The organism is Priestia endophytica (assembly GCF_026790145.1).
Lineage (GTDB): Bacteria > Bacillota > Bacilli > Bacillales > Bacillaceae_H > Bacillus_I > Bacillus_I endophytica_A.
In genome coordinates this window covers 33,064-49,499 of sequence record NZ_JALAMS010000014.1, presented here as the reverse complement: position 1 = coordinate 49,499, position 16,436 = coordinate 33,064, and the positions used below count along the sequence as shown (strand labels likewise).

At 36.3% G+C, this 16,436-nt stretch carries 13 protein-coding genes and 1 pseudogene; 1 reads left to right on the top strand and 13 read right to left on the bottom strand.

The window, feature by feature from the left end; genetic code table 11:
* Positions 1-16: 16 nt before the first annotated feature.
* Genes hpaB through hpaI form a run of 3 tightly spaced genes read right to left on the bottom strand, consistent with a single transcriptional unit; the run spans position 17 to position 4,039 of the window.
* Positions 17-1,489 (bottom strand): 4-hydroxyphenylacetate 3-monooxygenase, oxygenase component, encoded by a 1,473-nt coding sequence (gene hpaB, locus MOC86_RS11080; protein ID WP_268584229.1) that lies wholly within the window; start codon positions 1,487-1,489, stop codon positions 17-19.
* A 55-nt stretch (positions 1,490-1,544) separates the two neighbouring features.
* Complete coding sequence (hpaE, locus tag MOC86_RS11075; protein WP_268584228.1) at positions 1,545-3,059, bottom strand: 5-carboxymethyl-2-hydroxymuconate semialdehyde dehydrogenase; 1,515 nt, start codon at positions 3,057-3,059, stop codon at positions 1,545-1,547.
* A 50-nt stretch (positions 3,060-3,109) separates the two neighbouring features.
* Positions 3,110-4,039, bottom strand: a complete 930-nt coding sequence (hpaI, locus tag MOC86_RS11070; protein ID WP_268584227.1) for a 2,4-dihydroxyhept-2-ene-1,7-dioic acid aldolase — start codon at positions 4,037-4,039, stop codon at positions 3,110-3,112.
* Positions 4,040-4,238: 199 nt separating this feature from the next.
* On the opposite strand from hpaI, the gene MOC86_RS11065 reads away from it, so the two are divergent.
* Complete coding sequence (locus tag MOC86_RS11065) at positions 4,239-5,108, top strand: LysR family transcriptional regulator (RefSeq protein ID WP_268584226.1); 870 nt, start codon at positions 4,239-4,241, stop codon at positions 5,106-5,108.
* A gap of 80 nt (positions 5,109-5,188) precedes the next feature.
* On the opposite strand, the gene MOC86_RS11060 is transcribed toward MOC86_RS11065, so the two are convergent.
* From MOC86_RS11060 to MOC86_RS11020, 10 genes and pseudogenes are all read right to left on the bottom strand, one after another.
* Positions 5,189-6,013, bottom strand: coding sequence for a class II histone deacetylase (locus MOC86_RS11060; protein WP_326847723.1), 825 nt, complete (start codon positions 6,011-6,013; stop codon positions 5,189-5,191).
* The gene (locus tag MOC86_RS27360) at positions 6,010-6,147 is read right to left on the bottom strand and encodes a hypothetical protein (protein WP_326847722.1); all 138 of its coding nucleotides are present in this window, start codon (positions 6,145-6,147) and stop codon (positions 6,010-6,012) included. The genes MOC86_RS11060 and MOC86_RS27360 overlap by 4 nt, the downstream gene beginning before the upstream one ends.
* Positions 6,148-6,339: 192 nt before the next feature.
* Complete coding sequence (locus MOC86_RS11055) at positions 6,340-7,719, bottom strand: aspartate aminotransferase family protein (RefSeq protein WP_268584225.1); 1,380 nt, start codon at positions 7,717-7,719, stop codon at positions 6,340-6,342.
* A gap of 46 nt (positions 7,720-7,765) precedes the next feature.
* A complete protein-coding gene (locus tag MOC86_RS11050; RefSeq protein WP_268584224.1) occupies positions 7,766-9,154 on the bottom strand; it encodes an APC family permease in 1,389 nt (462 codons plus the stop codon).
* A gap of 130 nt (positions 9,155-9,284) precedes the next feature.
* A complete protein-coding gene (locus MOC86_RS11045) occupies positions 9,285-10,754 on the bottom strand; it encodes an aldehyde dehydrogenase family protein (protein WP_268584223.1) in 1,470 nt (489 codons plus the stop codon).
* Between the two features lie 229 nt (positions 10,755-10,983).
* Positions 10,984-11,805, bottom strand: coding sequence for a helix-turn-helix transcriptional regulator (locus tag MOC86_RS11040; RefSeq protein ID WP_268584222.1), 822 nt, complete (start codon positions 11,803-11,805; stop codon positions 10,984-10,986).
* 306 nt (positions 11,806-12,111) lie between these two features.
* Positions 12,112-12,939, bottom strand: a complete 828-nt coding sequence (locus tag MOC86_RS11035; RefSeq protein WP_268584221.1) for an AraC family transcriptional regulator — start codon at positions 12,937-12,939, stop codon at positions 12,112-12,114.
* 122 nt (positions 12,940-13,061) lie between these two features.
* A complete protein-coding gene (locus MOC86_RS11030) occupies positions 13,062-13,625 on the bottom strand; it encodes a GNAT family N-acetyltransferase (RefSeq protein ID WP_268584220.1) in 564 nt (187 codons plus the stop codon).
* Positions 13,626-13,837: 212 nt separating this feature from the next.
* On the bottom strand, positions 13,838-15,058 hold the full coding sequence (gene hmpA, locus MOC86_RS11025; RefSeq protein WP_268584219.1) for an NO-inducible flavohemoprotein: 1,221 nt from the start codon (positions 15,056-15,058) through the stop codon (positions 13,838-13,840).
* Between the two features lie 389 nt (positions 15,059-15,447).
* Positions 15,448-16,190 (bottom strand): annotated as a pseudogene (locus MOC86_RS11020) (SDR family NAD(P)-dependent oxidoreductase).
* Between the last annotated feature and the right edge of the window lie 246 nt (positions 16,191-16,436).

Genomic DNA, 16,436 nt, shown 5'->3' with positions numbered 1-16,436 from the left:
CATCCCCCTCTTACCCTTATTTACTTTCCACAACTTCTTCTGAGCGATTTAGAAATTCTTTTACACGATCTACATACTCTTGCTTGTCATATCCGTTATAAAGGGCACTTGCCATCCGAATGGGATCACCAAAGAAGAAACGCTCGTAAAGTGTTTGACGTGAACCAAATGCGCTTATACATATATCCCATGCAAGACGATACAATTTCACCCGGTTGTAAGCGTCTCCATTTGCGGATTGAAGATACTTATCAAGATCTGAGCGAATAGGGGAATGAAAATCTGCTTCATTCGGAATGGCCATTAAACCGCTCGCTCCCATTAACTGCATAATTTCAGTAAAGCGAGGATACAATTTTGGGAAATAGTGACGCGCGACATTTAAAGGTGCAAACTCTGGTGTCATTGTGCCCCACTGATCCATTTTGGCATTAGCTTCTGAAGCTGTTACATATGCTTTCATTGTTTCGAGTCCAATAATCACTTCTGAAATTTTTTCTTGAATATGCTGATACTGTCCAATATTGATTGTTTCTGCCATAAGTTGAAGAGTGCCAAGAATAAACTCTGTTTTAGCGATATTTTTAGATACAACTTGGTGTGTCATATGAACAACAGCATTGCTAGCATTATAAGCCTCATTACACGTCTCTACGTCTCCTAAAGAAAATACGCGATCCCAAGGTACAACTACATCATCAAACACAACAATCGTATCCATTTCTTCAAAACGTGAACCTAATGGATGATCAAAATTTGATTTACCATAATCAAAAGATTCACGACAAATGAATTTCAACCCAGGTGTATTATTAGGAATGGAGAATGCATAGGCATATGGATTTTCTTCTTCTGATTGTTTCAATAATGTAGAAGGAAAAACCATAATTTCATCAGTGATTCCACCTTGGGTAGCCAGTAAACGCGCTCCTTTGATTACAACTCCTTCAGATGTTTTCTCCTTAATTCTCGCTGCAATGTATGGATCTGGGAGCTGTGCAGTGTTCACTCCTCTGTTCACTTGAGGATTAATTAAAGTGTGCGTTAAAGACAAATCGTTTTCGCGGCAATATTCAAGATAATTCTCCATGTTTCTCGCATACATTTCGTCTTGTTTCCCAAACATATCAGCTGCTGCTCCATATGCCATCATGCCAACATTAATGTAGTCCGGAGAACGTCCCATCATCCCATTATTGTATCTCGCCCATTCTTGCATCATTTTACGTCGCATTTCTAAATCTTCTTTTGTTTTTGGCTGCATAAATGAAGTTCCAATTCGATTTCCTGTCGTTGGTGAAACGTACGTCATATAGTCTTTTTTATTCGGATCATGCTGCATATCATACAGCGCTGCCTGTGTTTTCATCACCCCTTTAAAAGCTGGATGCTCAGATACATTTCCTATTACTTGTTCTCCATTAATCCATACATTTGCTTTTGCCTTATCAACGCGTTCAATATATTGTTTTCCAGTTTTAGCTGGCATCTCTTTTTCCCCTTTCACTCATCTTTGATAGTTCCCCTTATTATGTTAATGTTCATCACTTTCCAAATTGAGGGATATGATGATTCCCAATAGCTACATGAATAACTTTTGGTTCGGTATAAAATTCAAAAATAGCGTAATGTCCTCCCTCGCGACCAATACCACTATCTTTCGTTCCTCCAAATGGAATGCGAAGATCGCGAACATTTTGGGCATTAATCCAAAGCATGCCTGCTTCAACTGCTTGTGCAACTCTGTGCGCTCTTTTAATATCGTTTGTCCATACATATCCAGCTAGACCATATCTTGTTTCATTTGCTAGAGAAATAACTTCTTCCTCTGTTTCGAATTCAATAACAGCCATAACAGGTCCGAAAATCTCATCCTGACATACTTTCATATCATTTGTTGCATTTAATAGAAGAGTTGGTGGAACAAAGTTACCTTCTTTTACTTCTTCCGGTACAGTTCCTTGAACAACTTCACAACCTTCCTCTTTTGCAATCTCAATATAGCGTTTTACTTTATTGAAGTGATTTTTTTCAATTAAAGGTCCAAGCTGTGTAGAAGGATTCATTGGGTCGCCAATTTTAATCTTTACTACACGTTCTTTTAAGGCTTTCACAAATCTATCTTTTATATTTTTGTGAAGAAACACGCGTGAATTTGCTGTGCAGCGTTCACCATTAAAAGAAAAGATTCCCCAAACAGCTGCATCAAGTGCCTGATCAAAGTTTGCATCATCAAAGACAATCAGAGGAGACTTACCTCCAAGTTCCATGGATGTTTTCTTTAATGTATCCGCTGAATTTCTTATAATTGTTGAACCTGTTGTCGTTTCTCCTGTAAACGATATAGCTTTTACATCTGGGTGAGCCACAAGAGCAGCGCCAGCACTCTCCCCAAATCCATGTACGACGTTAAAAACCCCTTCTGGTAGCCCAGCTTTATGAATGATTTTGGCTAACTTATCTGCTGTTAGCGGAGATAACTCTGCAGGTTTTAGAATAACCGTGTTTCCTGTTGCGAGAGCTGGTGCTACTTTCCAAGTTTCGAGCATAAATGGAGCATTCCAGGGTGTAATAAGTCCAACAGGTCCAAGCGGTTTATATAATGTGTAATTAATAAACTCATCATCTACCGGGTATGATTCTCCATGTAGTTTCGTTTGAACTAAACGGGCATAGAAGCGAAAATTTTCTGCAGCACGAGCTGTCATTTTCTTTGTTTGACTAATAGGAAGACCTGTATCCATAGATTCTAAGAAAGCAATCTCTTCAATGTCTTCATCAATTAAATCTGCAATTCTATTAATATACTCCATTCGATTTTGGACTTTTATCTTTCCCCATGAACCTTCAAAGGCCTCTTTAGCGGCTGCTACTGCTTTATTTATATCTTCTTCTTGGCCGGATGAAACAGTGTTAATAACTTCATTTGTAAATGGATTTGTATTCTCAAATGTTTCTTTAGAGCTTGTTTCTACGAATTCACCATTAATATAGAGTTTTACATGTTCAATACGTACATCTTTCATTCTTGTCTCAGTAATAGCTGTCTCGTTTCTCATCTTTTCACATCCTTTATATCATTTCCTTGTTGCCTTTTAATTCATTTATTTTACTTCGCTGTGATTTTATCAAGTTCAACATAGTGCTGTAGGACTTCACGAATCTCATCTTGAAGTTCTTGTGTTGGTAAATCCATAGGTAAACGAAGGATAGGTTTAATACGGCCCATCATCCCTAGTGCTGCTTTTAGTGGAGCTGGGTTCGTATCTTTAAAGAGAACATCATTTAATGGCATTAACTCATAGTGGAGGTTTGCAGCTCGTTCTACATCGCCTTCTTTCCATGCATCATAAACTTCTGCAACTTTTTTAGGTTCAACATTTGCTGTAGCACTGATATAACCAGCTCCGCCAATTGCAAGCATTGGATAGCAAAGTAATTCAATACCTGAGTAAAGAAGAAAATCTCTTCCACACTCTAATAACACACGGTTAACATGTTCAAAATCTTTGTTTGATTCTTTAACGCCAATAATATTAGGGCAATCTTCATTTAATTTGGCTAGTGTCTTTACTTCCAAATTTACGGCTGTTCTTCCCGGAATGTTGTAGACGATAATCGGAAGGTTCGGCACTGTATCTGCCACTTTTTTGAAATGCTTGTAAAGAGCATGTTGAGATGGTTTGTTGTAATAAGGAACGATAATAAGGACCCCGTCTACTCCCTCAATCTCACTTGCTCTTTTTGTTAAATAAAGCGTTTCTTCATGATTTGTAGATCCTGTTCCAGGTACAAAAGGAACCCGCCCATTAATAGCTTTTGCAGCTCGTTCTATCACTTGAATTCGTTCCTCGATTGTTAAAGAGCTAGGTTCTCCTGTCGTTCCAGTCACAGAAATACCATGGCTTCCACTTTCAATATGCCAATTAATAAGAGATTCTAGCGTCTCAAAATCAACAGAACCATCTTCATTAAATGGAGTAATGATAGGAGCAATTGATCCTCTTAATTTTTGTTTTGATTGTTCGAATTTTGACATCAGTTTTTCTCCTTCTTTCCTGAATTTTTTTAAGCAATTACTCTTACACTTATAAAATAACTAAAAATTAAAAATATTTAGAATTTTATATTGGTATCGCTTACAAAAATAATGTATCATAATGTCAGATATATGAAAATTACTTAAAAAATTGGTTTTCCATACGAAAAAAGTATACCGAAACAGGGAGGATAAGCTTATGGACTTAAGACAGCTCCGCTACTTTACTGCTATTGCTGAGGAAAAACAAATCACAAGGGCCGCCAAGAAACTACATATGGCGCAGCCCCCTCTTAGTCATCAGTTAAAATTGCTTGAACAAGAATTAGGTGTTTTACTATTGGAACGTAACGGAAAAGAAATGGAGCTTACAGAAGCCGGAAAAACATTGTATAAACGCGGCAAAGATCTTATTGAAAAACTAGAAGAAATCAATGTAGAAGTTCAAGAAACAGGAGAAGGACTTAGGGGAATATTGGCTTTTGGGACTGTAAAGACATGCTTTTCTTATTTATCGGAAAGAATCCGTCTATTTAGAGAGCAATATCCTTTAGTAACATATAGAGTCCTTGAAGGAGATTCCTATGAACTTACCAAATACCTGCAAGAAAGAAAGATTGAATTTGCAGTTGTTCGCTTACCGGTAGATATGGAGAACTTTTCTTTTCTGCCTTTACCAAAAGAAAAGTTTGTAGCCATTGTTCCCGAAGATTTAGAGGTTAATGAATCCCTTTCGTTAAAAGAGATTGCTAAAATGCCGCTTATGTTATTACATCGTATAGATGGAACAGGGTTGTATGAACTTGTAATTGAGGCCTTTATGAAGAACAATTTAAAACCTAACATTGTATGTGAATGTGCAGATGCTGCTATCCTTTTATCTCTTGTGAAATCAGGCTCTGGCATTACCTTACTTCCTGAATCAACCTTATCTTCGTTTCCTTTAAACGGATTGAAAATCATTAAAGTTAATGACTGTGTCATTGAATCAAAAGCAGCTGTGATTTGGCTAAAAGATCGTTACATATCTAAAAGTGCCAAACGTCTTATTAAAACGTTTAATGTTTAGTAATGAAGAACTTTAAATCCATCAAAAAGCACTGGGATTAACTATTAGCCTCAGTGCTTTTAACATCATAACTTTATATTTTATACTCGAGATAAATTCTCAAATTCCCAAAATGGAGATTGTACCTCTATTACTTGTTGGATAGCTTGCTTTTGGTGAGGTGCTAAAACGTTTGTAGGAAGTCCTTTTATTGTTTCATAATACGGGTCTTCTCTTACTTCACTTTGTAACCCACTTATCCCTTCTATAATTTTTATTGTACAAATTGGCACATATGCTGCACTATATCCTCCTTCATGACATAAAACTAAACGTCCCTCACAAAGACGCTTGGCTAATTCTTTTATGGCAATAGCCATTTCTTTAAAACCCTCTGCTGTTACCATCATTTGAGCTAGAGGATCAAAGACGCTTGCATCTTGGCCAGCGGATACAAGGATAATCTCTGGTTTGAATTGTTCTGCTATCGGACTGATAATCTTCTCTATAGCATACAAATATCCCGCATTTCCTGTTCCAGCAGGTAGGGGAATATTCACATTAAAACCTGCCCCGCTATCTTCCCCAACATCCTCAGCATAACCTCTATTAGACGGAAAATTATATTCTTGATGAAGGGAGATTGTTAATACGTCTGGATCATTATAAAATGAACTCTCCGTCCCATTCCCATGATGAACATCCCAATCTATAATTAAAACTCTCTTCAAGTTATATTCTTTTTTCGCATAATGTGCGGCAATTGCTAATTCTCCTGCATCCCCTCCCTCAGTACGACTTAAGTATTCTACTCGATCAATATATGAACGAGCATGATTCCATTCTACTTCTTTCCTTGTAGCGGAACGAGGCTTTAAAACGTGCAGTTCTTCTATAAATCTACTTTTCTCTAAAAGATTCTTCACTCTCCGCTTACTTTTCGGGCTTTCCCCATGTTCATCAGCCTCAATCCATCCACCTGGTGGCAAAAAAGCGCTCCATTTCCTGTATCATGCCAGAAATAGCTTTCATCACAAATAAAACCTGTTTTTTTCTCCATTCTTATTCCTCCTATATCTCTTAAAGAAGTGGTATACACTCACTTCTTCGTTCGTATTTTTTAACTTTAATTTGGCTCTATCATATATAACGTAAGATGAAGTTGTTTTTTCACCCTTTTCCCTCTCTTATTACAAGTAAAGGGAAGCTTAGAAATTCTAGCTTCCCCCTGATGCTGTGTTTATTTAGAAACTCAAATTTGTTCTTCAAATCTTTTAAGCGCTTGATCCATTCTGCTAATAATTTCTTCCACTTGTTCACTTGTAATAATAAGCGGTGGTGCAAGGGCTACTGTGTTTGTCCCTTTCCAATCAAAATAACGTAGCTGTAATCCTAGCTCCATACAAATATCTGTGTATTGTGCTGCTGCGTGTTGGGATGGGTCAAATGGAATACCACTCTCAGGGTCTCTAAATAGCTCTAGCCCTACTAAAAGGCCAAGCCCTCTTACTTTCGTTACATGTTTATGATTTCTTTCTAAATATTGAAGCCCTCTCAATAACTCCTCCCCACGCATTCGACTATTTTCCACAATGTTGTCCCTATCAATCATTTCAATCGTTTTTAATCCAACTGCACAAGCAACAGGATGACCGCTATATGTGAATCCATGAAACATCATTTCATCAGATTGCACAAACGCTTCCCTAACATGTTCTCTCATAATGACAGCTCCAAGATGAGCATATCCACTTGAAATTCCTTTTGCTACGCAGAGAAAATCTGGTACTATGTTCCAATGATCTACACCAAACATTTTCCCAGTACGTCCAAATCCGCAGATTACTTCATCGGCAATCATTAAAACACCATATTCATCACAAAGTTTACGTACTGCTTGAATATATCCTTTAGGAGGAAATCTTACTCCTCCTGCTCCTTGAATTGGTTCGATAATTACAGCGGCAATGGTATCTGCTCCCTCTGCTTCTATCGTTCCTCTAATAGAGCGTGGATAGTTTGGATCCGTCTTATCTCCCAGTTCCGCTTCTACTGCATGAGCGGCGGCTTTAAGAAAGTTTGGCGCATTGGAAGTTGTAAACTTTTGAAATCCTTCTATCCCAGTAGCACTTGTAGCTCCTACTGTAACCCCGTGGAATGATTGATCTAGAGAAATAATCTTTGTACGCTCTGGCTGTCCTTTCACCTTCCAATAGAAACGAGCCAACTTGAAAGCTGTATCATTAGATTCTGAGCCTCCTGATGTAAAGAAACAAACATTCAAGTCCCCAGGTGCCATTGAAGCCACTTTTTGTGCTAAAAGAATGGCTGGTTCATTTGACTGCCCACTAAATGAAGAACTATAAGAAAGTTTTAGCATCTGTTGCTTAGACGCCTCAGCTAACTCTTCATTTCCGTATCCTAAATTTACATTCCAAAGCATAGATACACCATCGATTCGTTCTTTCCCCTGTAAATCTTTAAGATAAATTCCATGACCCTCCGAAAAAATGGTGGGAGGACCTGATAGGTAATGTGCTTTTGGGGGAGTAGTTGGGTGCAAATAATGTTTCTTATCAATCTCCGCTAATTCGGCATGTGTAAAAGTAGAACCCTTAGATAATTTTTGCATACGTATTCCTCCTAAAATATATTAGTAAGGGGTAAATCCCCTGTTCTCACTTAGGATTTCCATCAAGTGTTGCTTCTTCCTTATTTGATAAGAAGGCTTTAAATTCTTTTGAGGATGAGGATCGAACAATAAGATAAATAAAACCTAGTCCTAACCATAAAAGGCCTACTGTTTTCCCCGCTGTCGAAAGTCCCCATAAAATATAGAGACACACGATAGTGCCTAAGGATGGAATGATTAAATATTTCAATGCATTTCTTTGCTTATTTTTTATATAGTAATGGTTAATCACACATATATTGACAAAGGCAAACCCTAATAATCCCCCAAACGCAACAAGATCTGATACCAATTGCATATTTAGTGATAGAGCCCCTATGATGCCAGCTATAGACATTAAAAGAATGTTATTGACCGGTGTTTTATACTTCGGATGGATATACCCAAAAAACTTCTTTGGCAAGACATTATCACGCCCCATTCCTAAAAGTAAGCGACTTGAAGCTGATTGACTTGCTAATGCACTCGCTACCCCAGAAGCTATAATCATTACTGTAATAAAGGTTTGAAGAAATAGACTACCAATAGTATGGAGTATGTTAAAAAAGGCTATATCCGGATTCTTAATCACTGTATAATGTCCTACTATAATCACAGCTAAATAGGTTACTGAAACGTAAAATATCGTTTGAATAACGCATGTGAACATGATAGCTAGCCCAATCTTATTCCCACCTACATTTGTTTCTTCTGCTAATGTTGTGATTGCATCAAATCCAAGATAAGCAACGATAACAATAGCAGATCCGCTAATAATAGCACCAATAGAGAAATGACTCGGATCATAGATCGCATCAAACTGAATAAGAGATAAGTTTCCTGTTACAATATAATGGCCTGCACTTATGGCAAAAACTAAAACAGCCAAAATCATTAAAAGGACTAATACTGTATTTACTTTAGCAGCAACTTCAACACCCATTATATTTACTAGGGTAATAGGAATAGCAAAGATAAGGACCCAGGCCCAAACCGCGATACTTGGCACAAGAGCATGCGCAAAATTAGAACTAATAAGAAAGGTAAGCATCGGAATTAAAAGATAATCAAGTAGCATTCCCCATCCTGCAATAAAACCTATTTTAGGATGAAGCGCATGCTGTGCATACGTATAAGTAGAACCAGCTACAGGATATGCTTCTACCATTTTCCCAAAACTGTAGGCTGTAAATAACATAGCAACAAATCCAATGATATAAGAAAGCACTGAATGTCCTTCGGAAACGACGGTTATGATTCCAAATAAGGACATCGCTGCTACTGGGGCCATGAATCCTAGCCCAAAGATAACTAAATCTCTTAACTTTAGTGTTCGCTTAAGTTCAATTTTATTTGGACGAAAGGCTATGTCATGTACTGATTTTTCTGTCTCCAATCTCCTCCTCCTTTCCAAATAGCCAATGAAAAAATGAAGTTTTTACTCTATCTCTTTTTCGAAGAATATAAAACTTTCATCATTCTTTACTTATAGAGTTAGAGAATGAATAAGATGCCCATATAGAAATCTATCCACCATACCAGTTCATTGCTCGCTCATTTAAATCCACCCAAACATGTTTTGTTTGAGTATACATTTCGAGAGCTTGTACCCCTAATTCACGCCCAAATCCACTTTGCTTTGTTCCACCAAAAGGGGCTCCACTGTCCAGAAAGCTATACGCATTCACCCAAACTGTTCCTGCTTTAATTCCGCGTGCCATGCGATGTGCACGTTTTAAGTCATTTGTCCAAACTCCTGACGCTAATCCATAAATGGTTTCATTTGCTTTTTGAAGGGCATCTGCTTCGTCACTAAATCGGATAATTGAAGCTACTGGTCCAAAAATCTCTTCTTTAGCAATCGTCATTTGGTTCGTAACATTTTCGAAAACGGTTGGTGTGAAGTAGTATCCATCCCCAGCTCTTGTAAAACGTTCTCCTCCTGTTACTAGATTGGCGCCTTCTTCTATTCCTATTGATACATACTTTTCAATTTGTTCCAGCTGTTTATTTGAAACTTGAGGACCCATTTGTGTTGTTGAATCAAGCGGATTTCCAACACGTATAGATTGGGCTTTTTTTACAAAACGTTCTATAAATTCATCATAAATTGAATCTTGAACAAAGATTCTAGAACCAGCTGCACATACTTGTCCTTGGCCGAAATAGATTCCGAAAGAAGCCATATTTATCGCATCTTCTAAGTTTGCATCATCGAATATAATATTTGGTGATTTCCCACCAAGCTCTAGTGAAACAGGTTTTAGATTTTTACTTGCTGATTGCATAATAAGCTGGCCTGTACGAGTTGAACCTGTAAAAGCAATTTTATCAATTCCAGGATGAGAAACTAGAGCATTACCTGCTGTGTGACCGAACCCTGGAACTATATTAATGACCCCATCCGGAAGACCCGCCTCTTGGAATATCTTCACTAACTCCAAAATGCTAACTGGTGTTTGCTCTGCTGGTTTTATTACAATTGTATTTCCCGCTGCAAGAGCAGGAGCGACTTTCCACATTGTAAGCATGAGCGGAAAATTCCATGGCACGATTGCTCCGATAACCCCTAAAGGTTCTCTTAATGTATAATTAAATCGGTTCATTGGAGAGGCCAATGTTTCTCCACTTAGCTTATTCGTCATACCCGCATAAAACTCTAAAACATCAATTGTCGCTGGTATCTCAATCAGTTTAGTCTCATTAATCGGTAATCCATTATCTGCTGATTCTATTTCAGCGAGAAACTCTGCTTTCTCCCTCATTTTTAAAGCAACTTTATATAATAAGCGTCCCCGTTCACTTGGGGCCATTTTTGCCCAAGGTCCATTTTCAAATGCTTGCCGAGCCGTTTTAACCGCATATTCTACATCTTCTGTTCCTGCCTCTGCTACAATAGCATGTACTTTCCCAGTCCCAGGATTAATAGATTCAAAGCTTCTACCTGATATGGAATCAACCCACTTTCCATCAATAAACATCTTATAATGTTTCATATCCCAATATCCTTTCTACTGTAGTCTGTAGAAGTAACTCTCTGCTAACCTCGCTCTAAGTAATTTCTTATCCATGTGATTTAGCTTATAAGTCCCTTCCAGTAATTAAAGATTATCAAGACATAGCCTTAATTTATTGGATAAATCGGAACAATCAGAATATTTTTTGGAGAATAATATAAAAAAAGCATTCTTTATAAGCAAAGAATGCTTTTCCCTGTAAATCTATTTACCATACTCCTTGATATCTTCTACCAGTAAGCTTATATGGGGTTATATATCCAAAATCCCTAAATTCATTAATGAGATGGGACTGATCATAATATCCATTTTCATAAATAACATCATTTACTGTGTAACGGTTATGATTTAACAGCATATTTAATGAACATTGAAACCTGATGATTTTACTAAATAGTTTTGGGGAAATGCCAATGTGAATTTCAAATTGTTTACGCAAATATCTTGTTGAATAGCCTACTTCACTTGCTAGTTGATTCATAGAGATATTACCCCTCGTTGAGTAGAGAAAATGTATAGCTTGTTCCACAGGAGAAGAGGTATGAAAATCAAGCAAGATATTTCTCAACGTTTTATTAAATATATCTATCCTTTTTATGAAGTAATCTTCTTTTATAATTCTTTCTACAATTGTATTATCCATTGAAATAAGCTCAATTAAGGGAAGTTCTTGATCATGCAGCTCCTTTAAAGTATAGTCCATTTTTTGAATATGATAGAGATATGGAATTCTAATCCCAAAGTAAGTTGTATTTGGGATTAGATTTATATACTTACTTTTACTAACATTTCCACAAACCTTCGCTCCTGGTAAGCGTTCATCACAACTAATTAGAATATCTATACATCCATCTGGAACAACCGTAACTTTTTCTTTTATGTCTTTCACTTTAAATTGATAGAAAATGAGAATAGACTCATTCTTTAAACCTTTCTCCCTATGTTCCATATAATACTCTGTGTAAGATTTAAATTCAGGTTGGGACGGTAAATAGCTATTATTCTTTACATTAGGTAAACAAATCACCATATATATCTCCTTTAAATAGTTAATGGGATATCAGTCATAAATGTTTGTGTAGCTTCTCACTCTTAATTAAGATACGATTCACCCCTTAGTCCTGGATAAACATCGATTATCCAAAAGAAAACGCTTACATTAAAACTCCTATTATTTCAATTCTAGAATGAATCTCTTCATATAAGATTGAAATAACCATGTTGTATATGTATCTCTTATACTATCTCCAACTTTATTGTATCTATTATATATATTCTTCGAAATAGACTCAAGTATTTGTCAGAATATTCTTTCTTGTAAAATGATATCTTACCTCTATGTTATATAACCAATGCTTTCCCCCTTCGTTACGGTGTCCATTAGCTGTTTTGGACTGTAATAACTGAATTTTTTATATTCATTAATTAAATGCGCTTGATCATAGTATCCACTTTCCTCAATTATATCCCATATTGAATAATTCTTATCGTTCATAAACATAGACAGTGAGCATTGAAACCGAACGATTTGTGAAAATAACTTAGGAGAAATTCCGATAGCATGTTCAAATTGTTTGCGTATGTACCTTGTTGAGAAACCAGATTGTTGAGCTAAATCGTTTATTGTAATATTTCCTTTACTTAAATGTATATGATATAAGGCGTTCATCACAATTGAAGAACAACGATCTTCATTCAAAAATAGGGGACCTATTGTTTCTTGAAATTGCTGTATTCTCCCTTCAAATGAAGGGAGATTGGCTAATTGTTGCGCAGGATCATCTAATGACAATATATCCTTTGTTGGCATCTCACACTCAACTATCTCTTTCATAGAACAATTCCACTTTAAAGCTTCTCCTCCTAGAGGAAACCTCACACCAAAATATTCTGCCCCTGGAGTAAGTTGGATTTCCTTACTTCTAAGAACACTTCCACAAACTTTTCCATAAGGAGCTTGTTGCACACAAGTAAACAGAATATCTATACATCCGTCAGGGATCACTAGCATTGTGTTAGAAATAGAATTGCACTTGAATTGATAATACAAGCAAGACTTGTTTCTTCTTTGATCAAACTCTCTCTTTTCTATATAATAAGCTGTCTTCATTTTAAACTCGGGTTGTAAAGGAATCTGAAAACACCATTTTTTCCTGTTACTCATATTACATCCCCTCTTTCTCTGTTCCTCATCTATATTAGAGCAATAGTAGATAGTAACATTATGAGATCAAGTAGAGTTTAAATCTTCTTTTTTGTTAAATTACTTTACACGATATATTTTAATCATGTACTAAATATAATTGACATATCATTTGTGCGTTTTTTCCAAATCATATGGTCACTTCCATCCCCCCAGTAATCCTTCAACAAATAATGGGGTTCCCCTAATTTTTTCTTCCATATTTTCTGTGCATTGAGGTATCCGCTATCCAAACAAAATTCTTTAATTTTCCGATTCTGTAAAGTAAGAACCATTACATTTAAGAGTAGGGTTCCTATACCCATTCCTTGATAATTAGGATGAACAAATACCGTTCCTATCTCATTCCATTCTTTTAATTCTCCATCTGTACAACGATTAATCAGATCACTAGCAGGACCATATTCAATGGTACCAATAACTTGATTATGCATTTCATCGAGGGCTATTAAAAAATATCGGTCCTTTCCACAGCTATCAAAATCACATTTTAAGTATTTTTTCTTATCTTTAATTTCATTTTCCATATCCTCAAGTAACTCTGATAAACCTTCCTTGGCAAATGTATCTTGAATGACTGTCCTAAAAAATTGCTGAATTTCCTCATTTTCTTCCATTCGTGGTCTTCTAATTTCAACCTTATGCACCTAAAATCACTCCTTACTACTCTAAAATCCCCTTTTCAATTCAACCGTCATACTTTTTATGTGGTCAGTCTAATAGCCGCTACATAATGAGCTATGCGCTTTACGATTTTATGGTTTTAGCAGCCTATAAATACAATATATCGGAAAAAACTTTCTTTGTTTAGAAATAAAAAAGCTCAAAAAATAATTTGAGCTTTTTTCAAGAGGATTAATCATTCTTCTTCGAAAAGTGCTAACGGACTAAATGCTTCGTAGTGAATATTTTCTTTTGATACGCCCCATTTTACTAATATGTTTAGAATAGATTCCATAAATGGAATGGATCCGCACAAGTAAAATACGGATTCTTTTGAAGGAACAGTAGATGTTAATACTTCTAGATCAATGATCCCTTCTTTGTCAAAATCATGTCCAATCTGGTCCTCTTTATTAGGGGAGCTATAACAAATAAATGATTTAACGTTTTCTTGATTTTTAGCTAATTCTTCTACATGTTCTTTAAAGGCGTGTGTTTTACTATTGGTGTCTCCATGAATAAAAGTCACTTGACGTGTAGACTGTGTTTCAACTAAAGTATTCAACATGCTAAGGACAGGCGTAATCCCAATCCCTCCGCTTATCAACACAACGGGTAATTCACTATGATCCAGAACAAAATCTCCTGCTGGAGCGGAAAATTCTAATTGTTCTCCAACCTTTACTTGATTATGTAAATAGTTTGAGACAATACCGTCTGGACTATCATCATGAGCATCTTCACGTTTTACACTGATTCGATAATACGGTTTTCCTGGAGATTCTGAAAGACTGTAGTGACGAATATGAGTATACTTTTCACCTGGTATCGTTGCTTTTAGCGTCAAATACTGTCCAGCTTTGTAAGAAGCAATAGCTTTTCCATCAGCAGGTTTTAAATAAAATGATGTGATATTATCGCTTTCTTCAACTTTCTTATCTACGTAAAAACTTCGATATCCATTCCATCCACCAGGCTGACTCTTTGTTTCTTCTTCAAGATTCTTCTCAAGGTTAATGAAGGCATCCGCAATATATCCATAGGCCTTTCCCCATGCTTCAATAATTTCATCAGAAGCAGCATCTCCTAAAACATCCTTTACTGCTTGAAGTAAAGTCTCTCCTACAATGGGATACTGCTCTTCTTTCACCCCTATAGCACGGTGCTTTTGAGAAATTCTTTCGATTACAGGTTTGATAGCCTCTAAGTTTGTAATATGTTCTCCTGCAGCATAAACCGCGTATCCTAACGCTTCCTGCTGAATCCCGCGTTTCTGATTTGTTTGATTAAACATATTGTACAAATCAGGCGCTTTTGCAAATAGTAACTCGTAAAATCTTTTGCCAATTTCTTTACTATGTTCTTTTAAAACCGGTACTGTTGATTGCACAATTTCAATTGTTTTAGGGTCAAGCATCTCGTTTCATCCACCTTTTATAATTTATTGCGATAAACTATAGCGTTTATACGATGTAAATTGGATATATGTACCAATTGGTATTATGTACAAGAACTGTTATACATATCCATAATAAAGGACATTCTGTCTCTTCTTATCCAAATTACGATAGTGAATTAAATAGATAATAGACACCTCTTTACGCTCTCTTACTTTAATGACAGGTTGTAACTGTCGTATATCTTAAATAGCCTTCTATCATCCAAGTGATAGAAGGCTATTTAAAGTGAGATAACTTGTTCACCAACATATTTATCTTTTTTATTATTCATCAGACTTTTAAGAAGCCCACTATTATATATTTAAAAATTTGCGCTAATAAAAAGAATCGAGTTATTATAAAAGTCTTATTTAGCTGTGTATCCACCGTCAACAAGAAGTGTTGTACCTGTTACAAAATCATTTTCAGCTAAGAAGATAACAGCATGTGCAATTTCCTTTGGTTCACCTAGTCGACCAATAGGATGTTTGGCTACTAGACCATCATAGTACTCACCCATTGCTTCTTTGTTCACTAGTCCAGATTCAATAAATCCAGGAGCTACAGCATTAACTCGAATATTACGATCCGCATATTCTAATGCAACAGACTTTGTTATTAAATTAACAGCACCTTTACTTGCAGCATATGGAATAGAAGTTGGCTCACCAACTGTGCCCAAAATAGAAGAAGTGTTAATAATAGAACCGCCACCCGTTTTAAGCATTTCACGAAGAGCGTATTTAATCCCATAAAAGACACCATCTTGGTTCACAGAAATTACTCTCTTATATTCTTCAGCCGTTAATTCGTGAGTAGGTGTTTGAACACCAACCCCAGCGTTGTTAAAAATGATGTCTAACCCTCCAAAATGTTTGACGGTTTCAGAAACAAGATTTTCAACTGATTGCTCATCAGCCACATTAACTGTAATAAATAAAACATCCTTATATGTTTTTTTAACCCTTTTTCGACGCTTACTCCAGCTTCATTATTGTAGTCTCCAATAACGACTTTTGCTCCTTTTTCTAGAAAAGCTTTAGCAGTAGCTAATCCGATACCAGAAGCACCACCTGTTACAATTGCAACTTTGCCATCTAAGTTTGTCATAATCTAATTCCCCCTTGAAGTAATAAAAAGGATTAACAAGCTCTTCGTATTTTTTCTTATCTTCTCATTTTTATACTCATACCCTGAGAACCAAAACAAAATAGATGATATAACCTCTGCTACCATTTTTGAAAAGCGCTAGAGAAGCTACATAATCACTTTCCTCACCGCTTCTGGTGCCAATTTTCACTTTATTACCACAATCAAATTAGTTGATTTGTCTAGTCCTTGATCCCTTACTTTTAT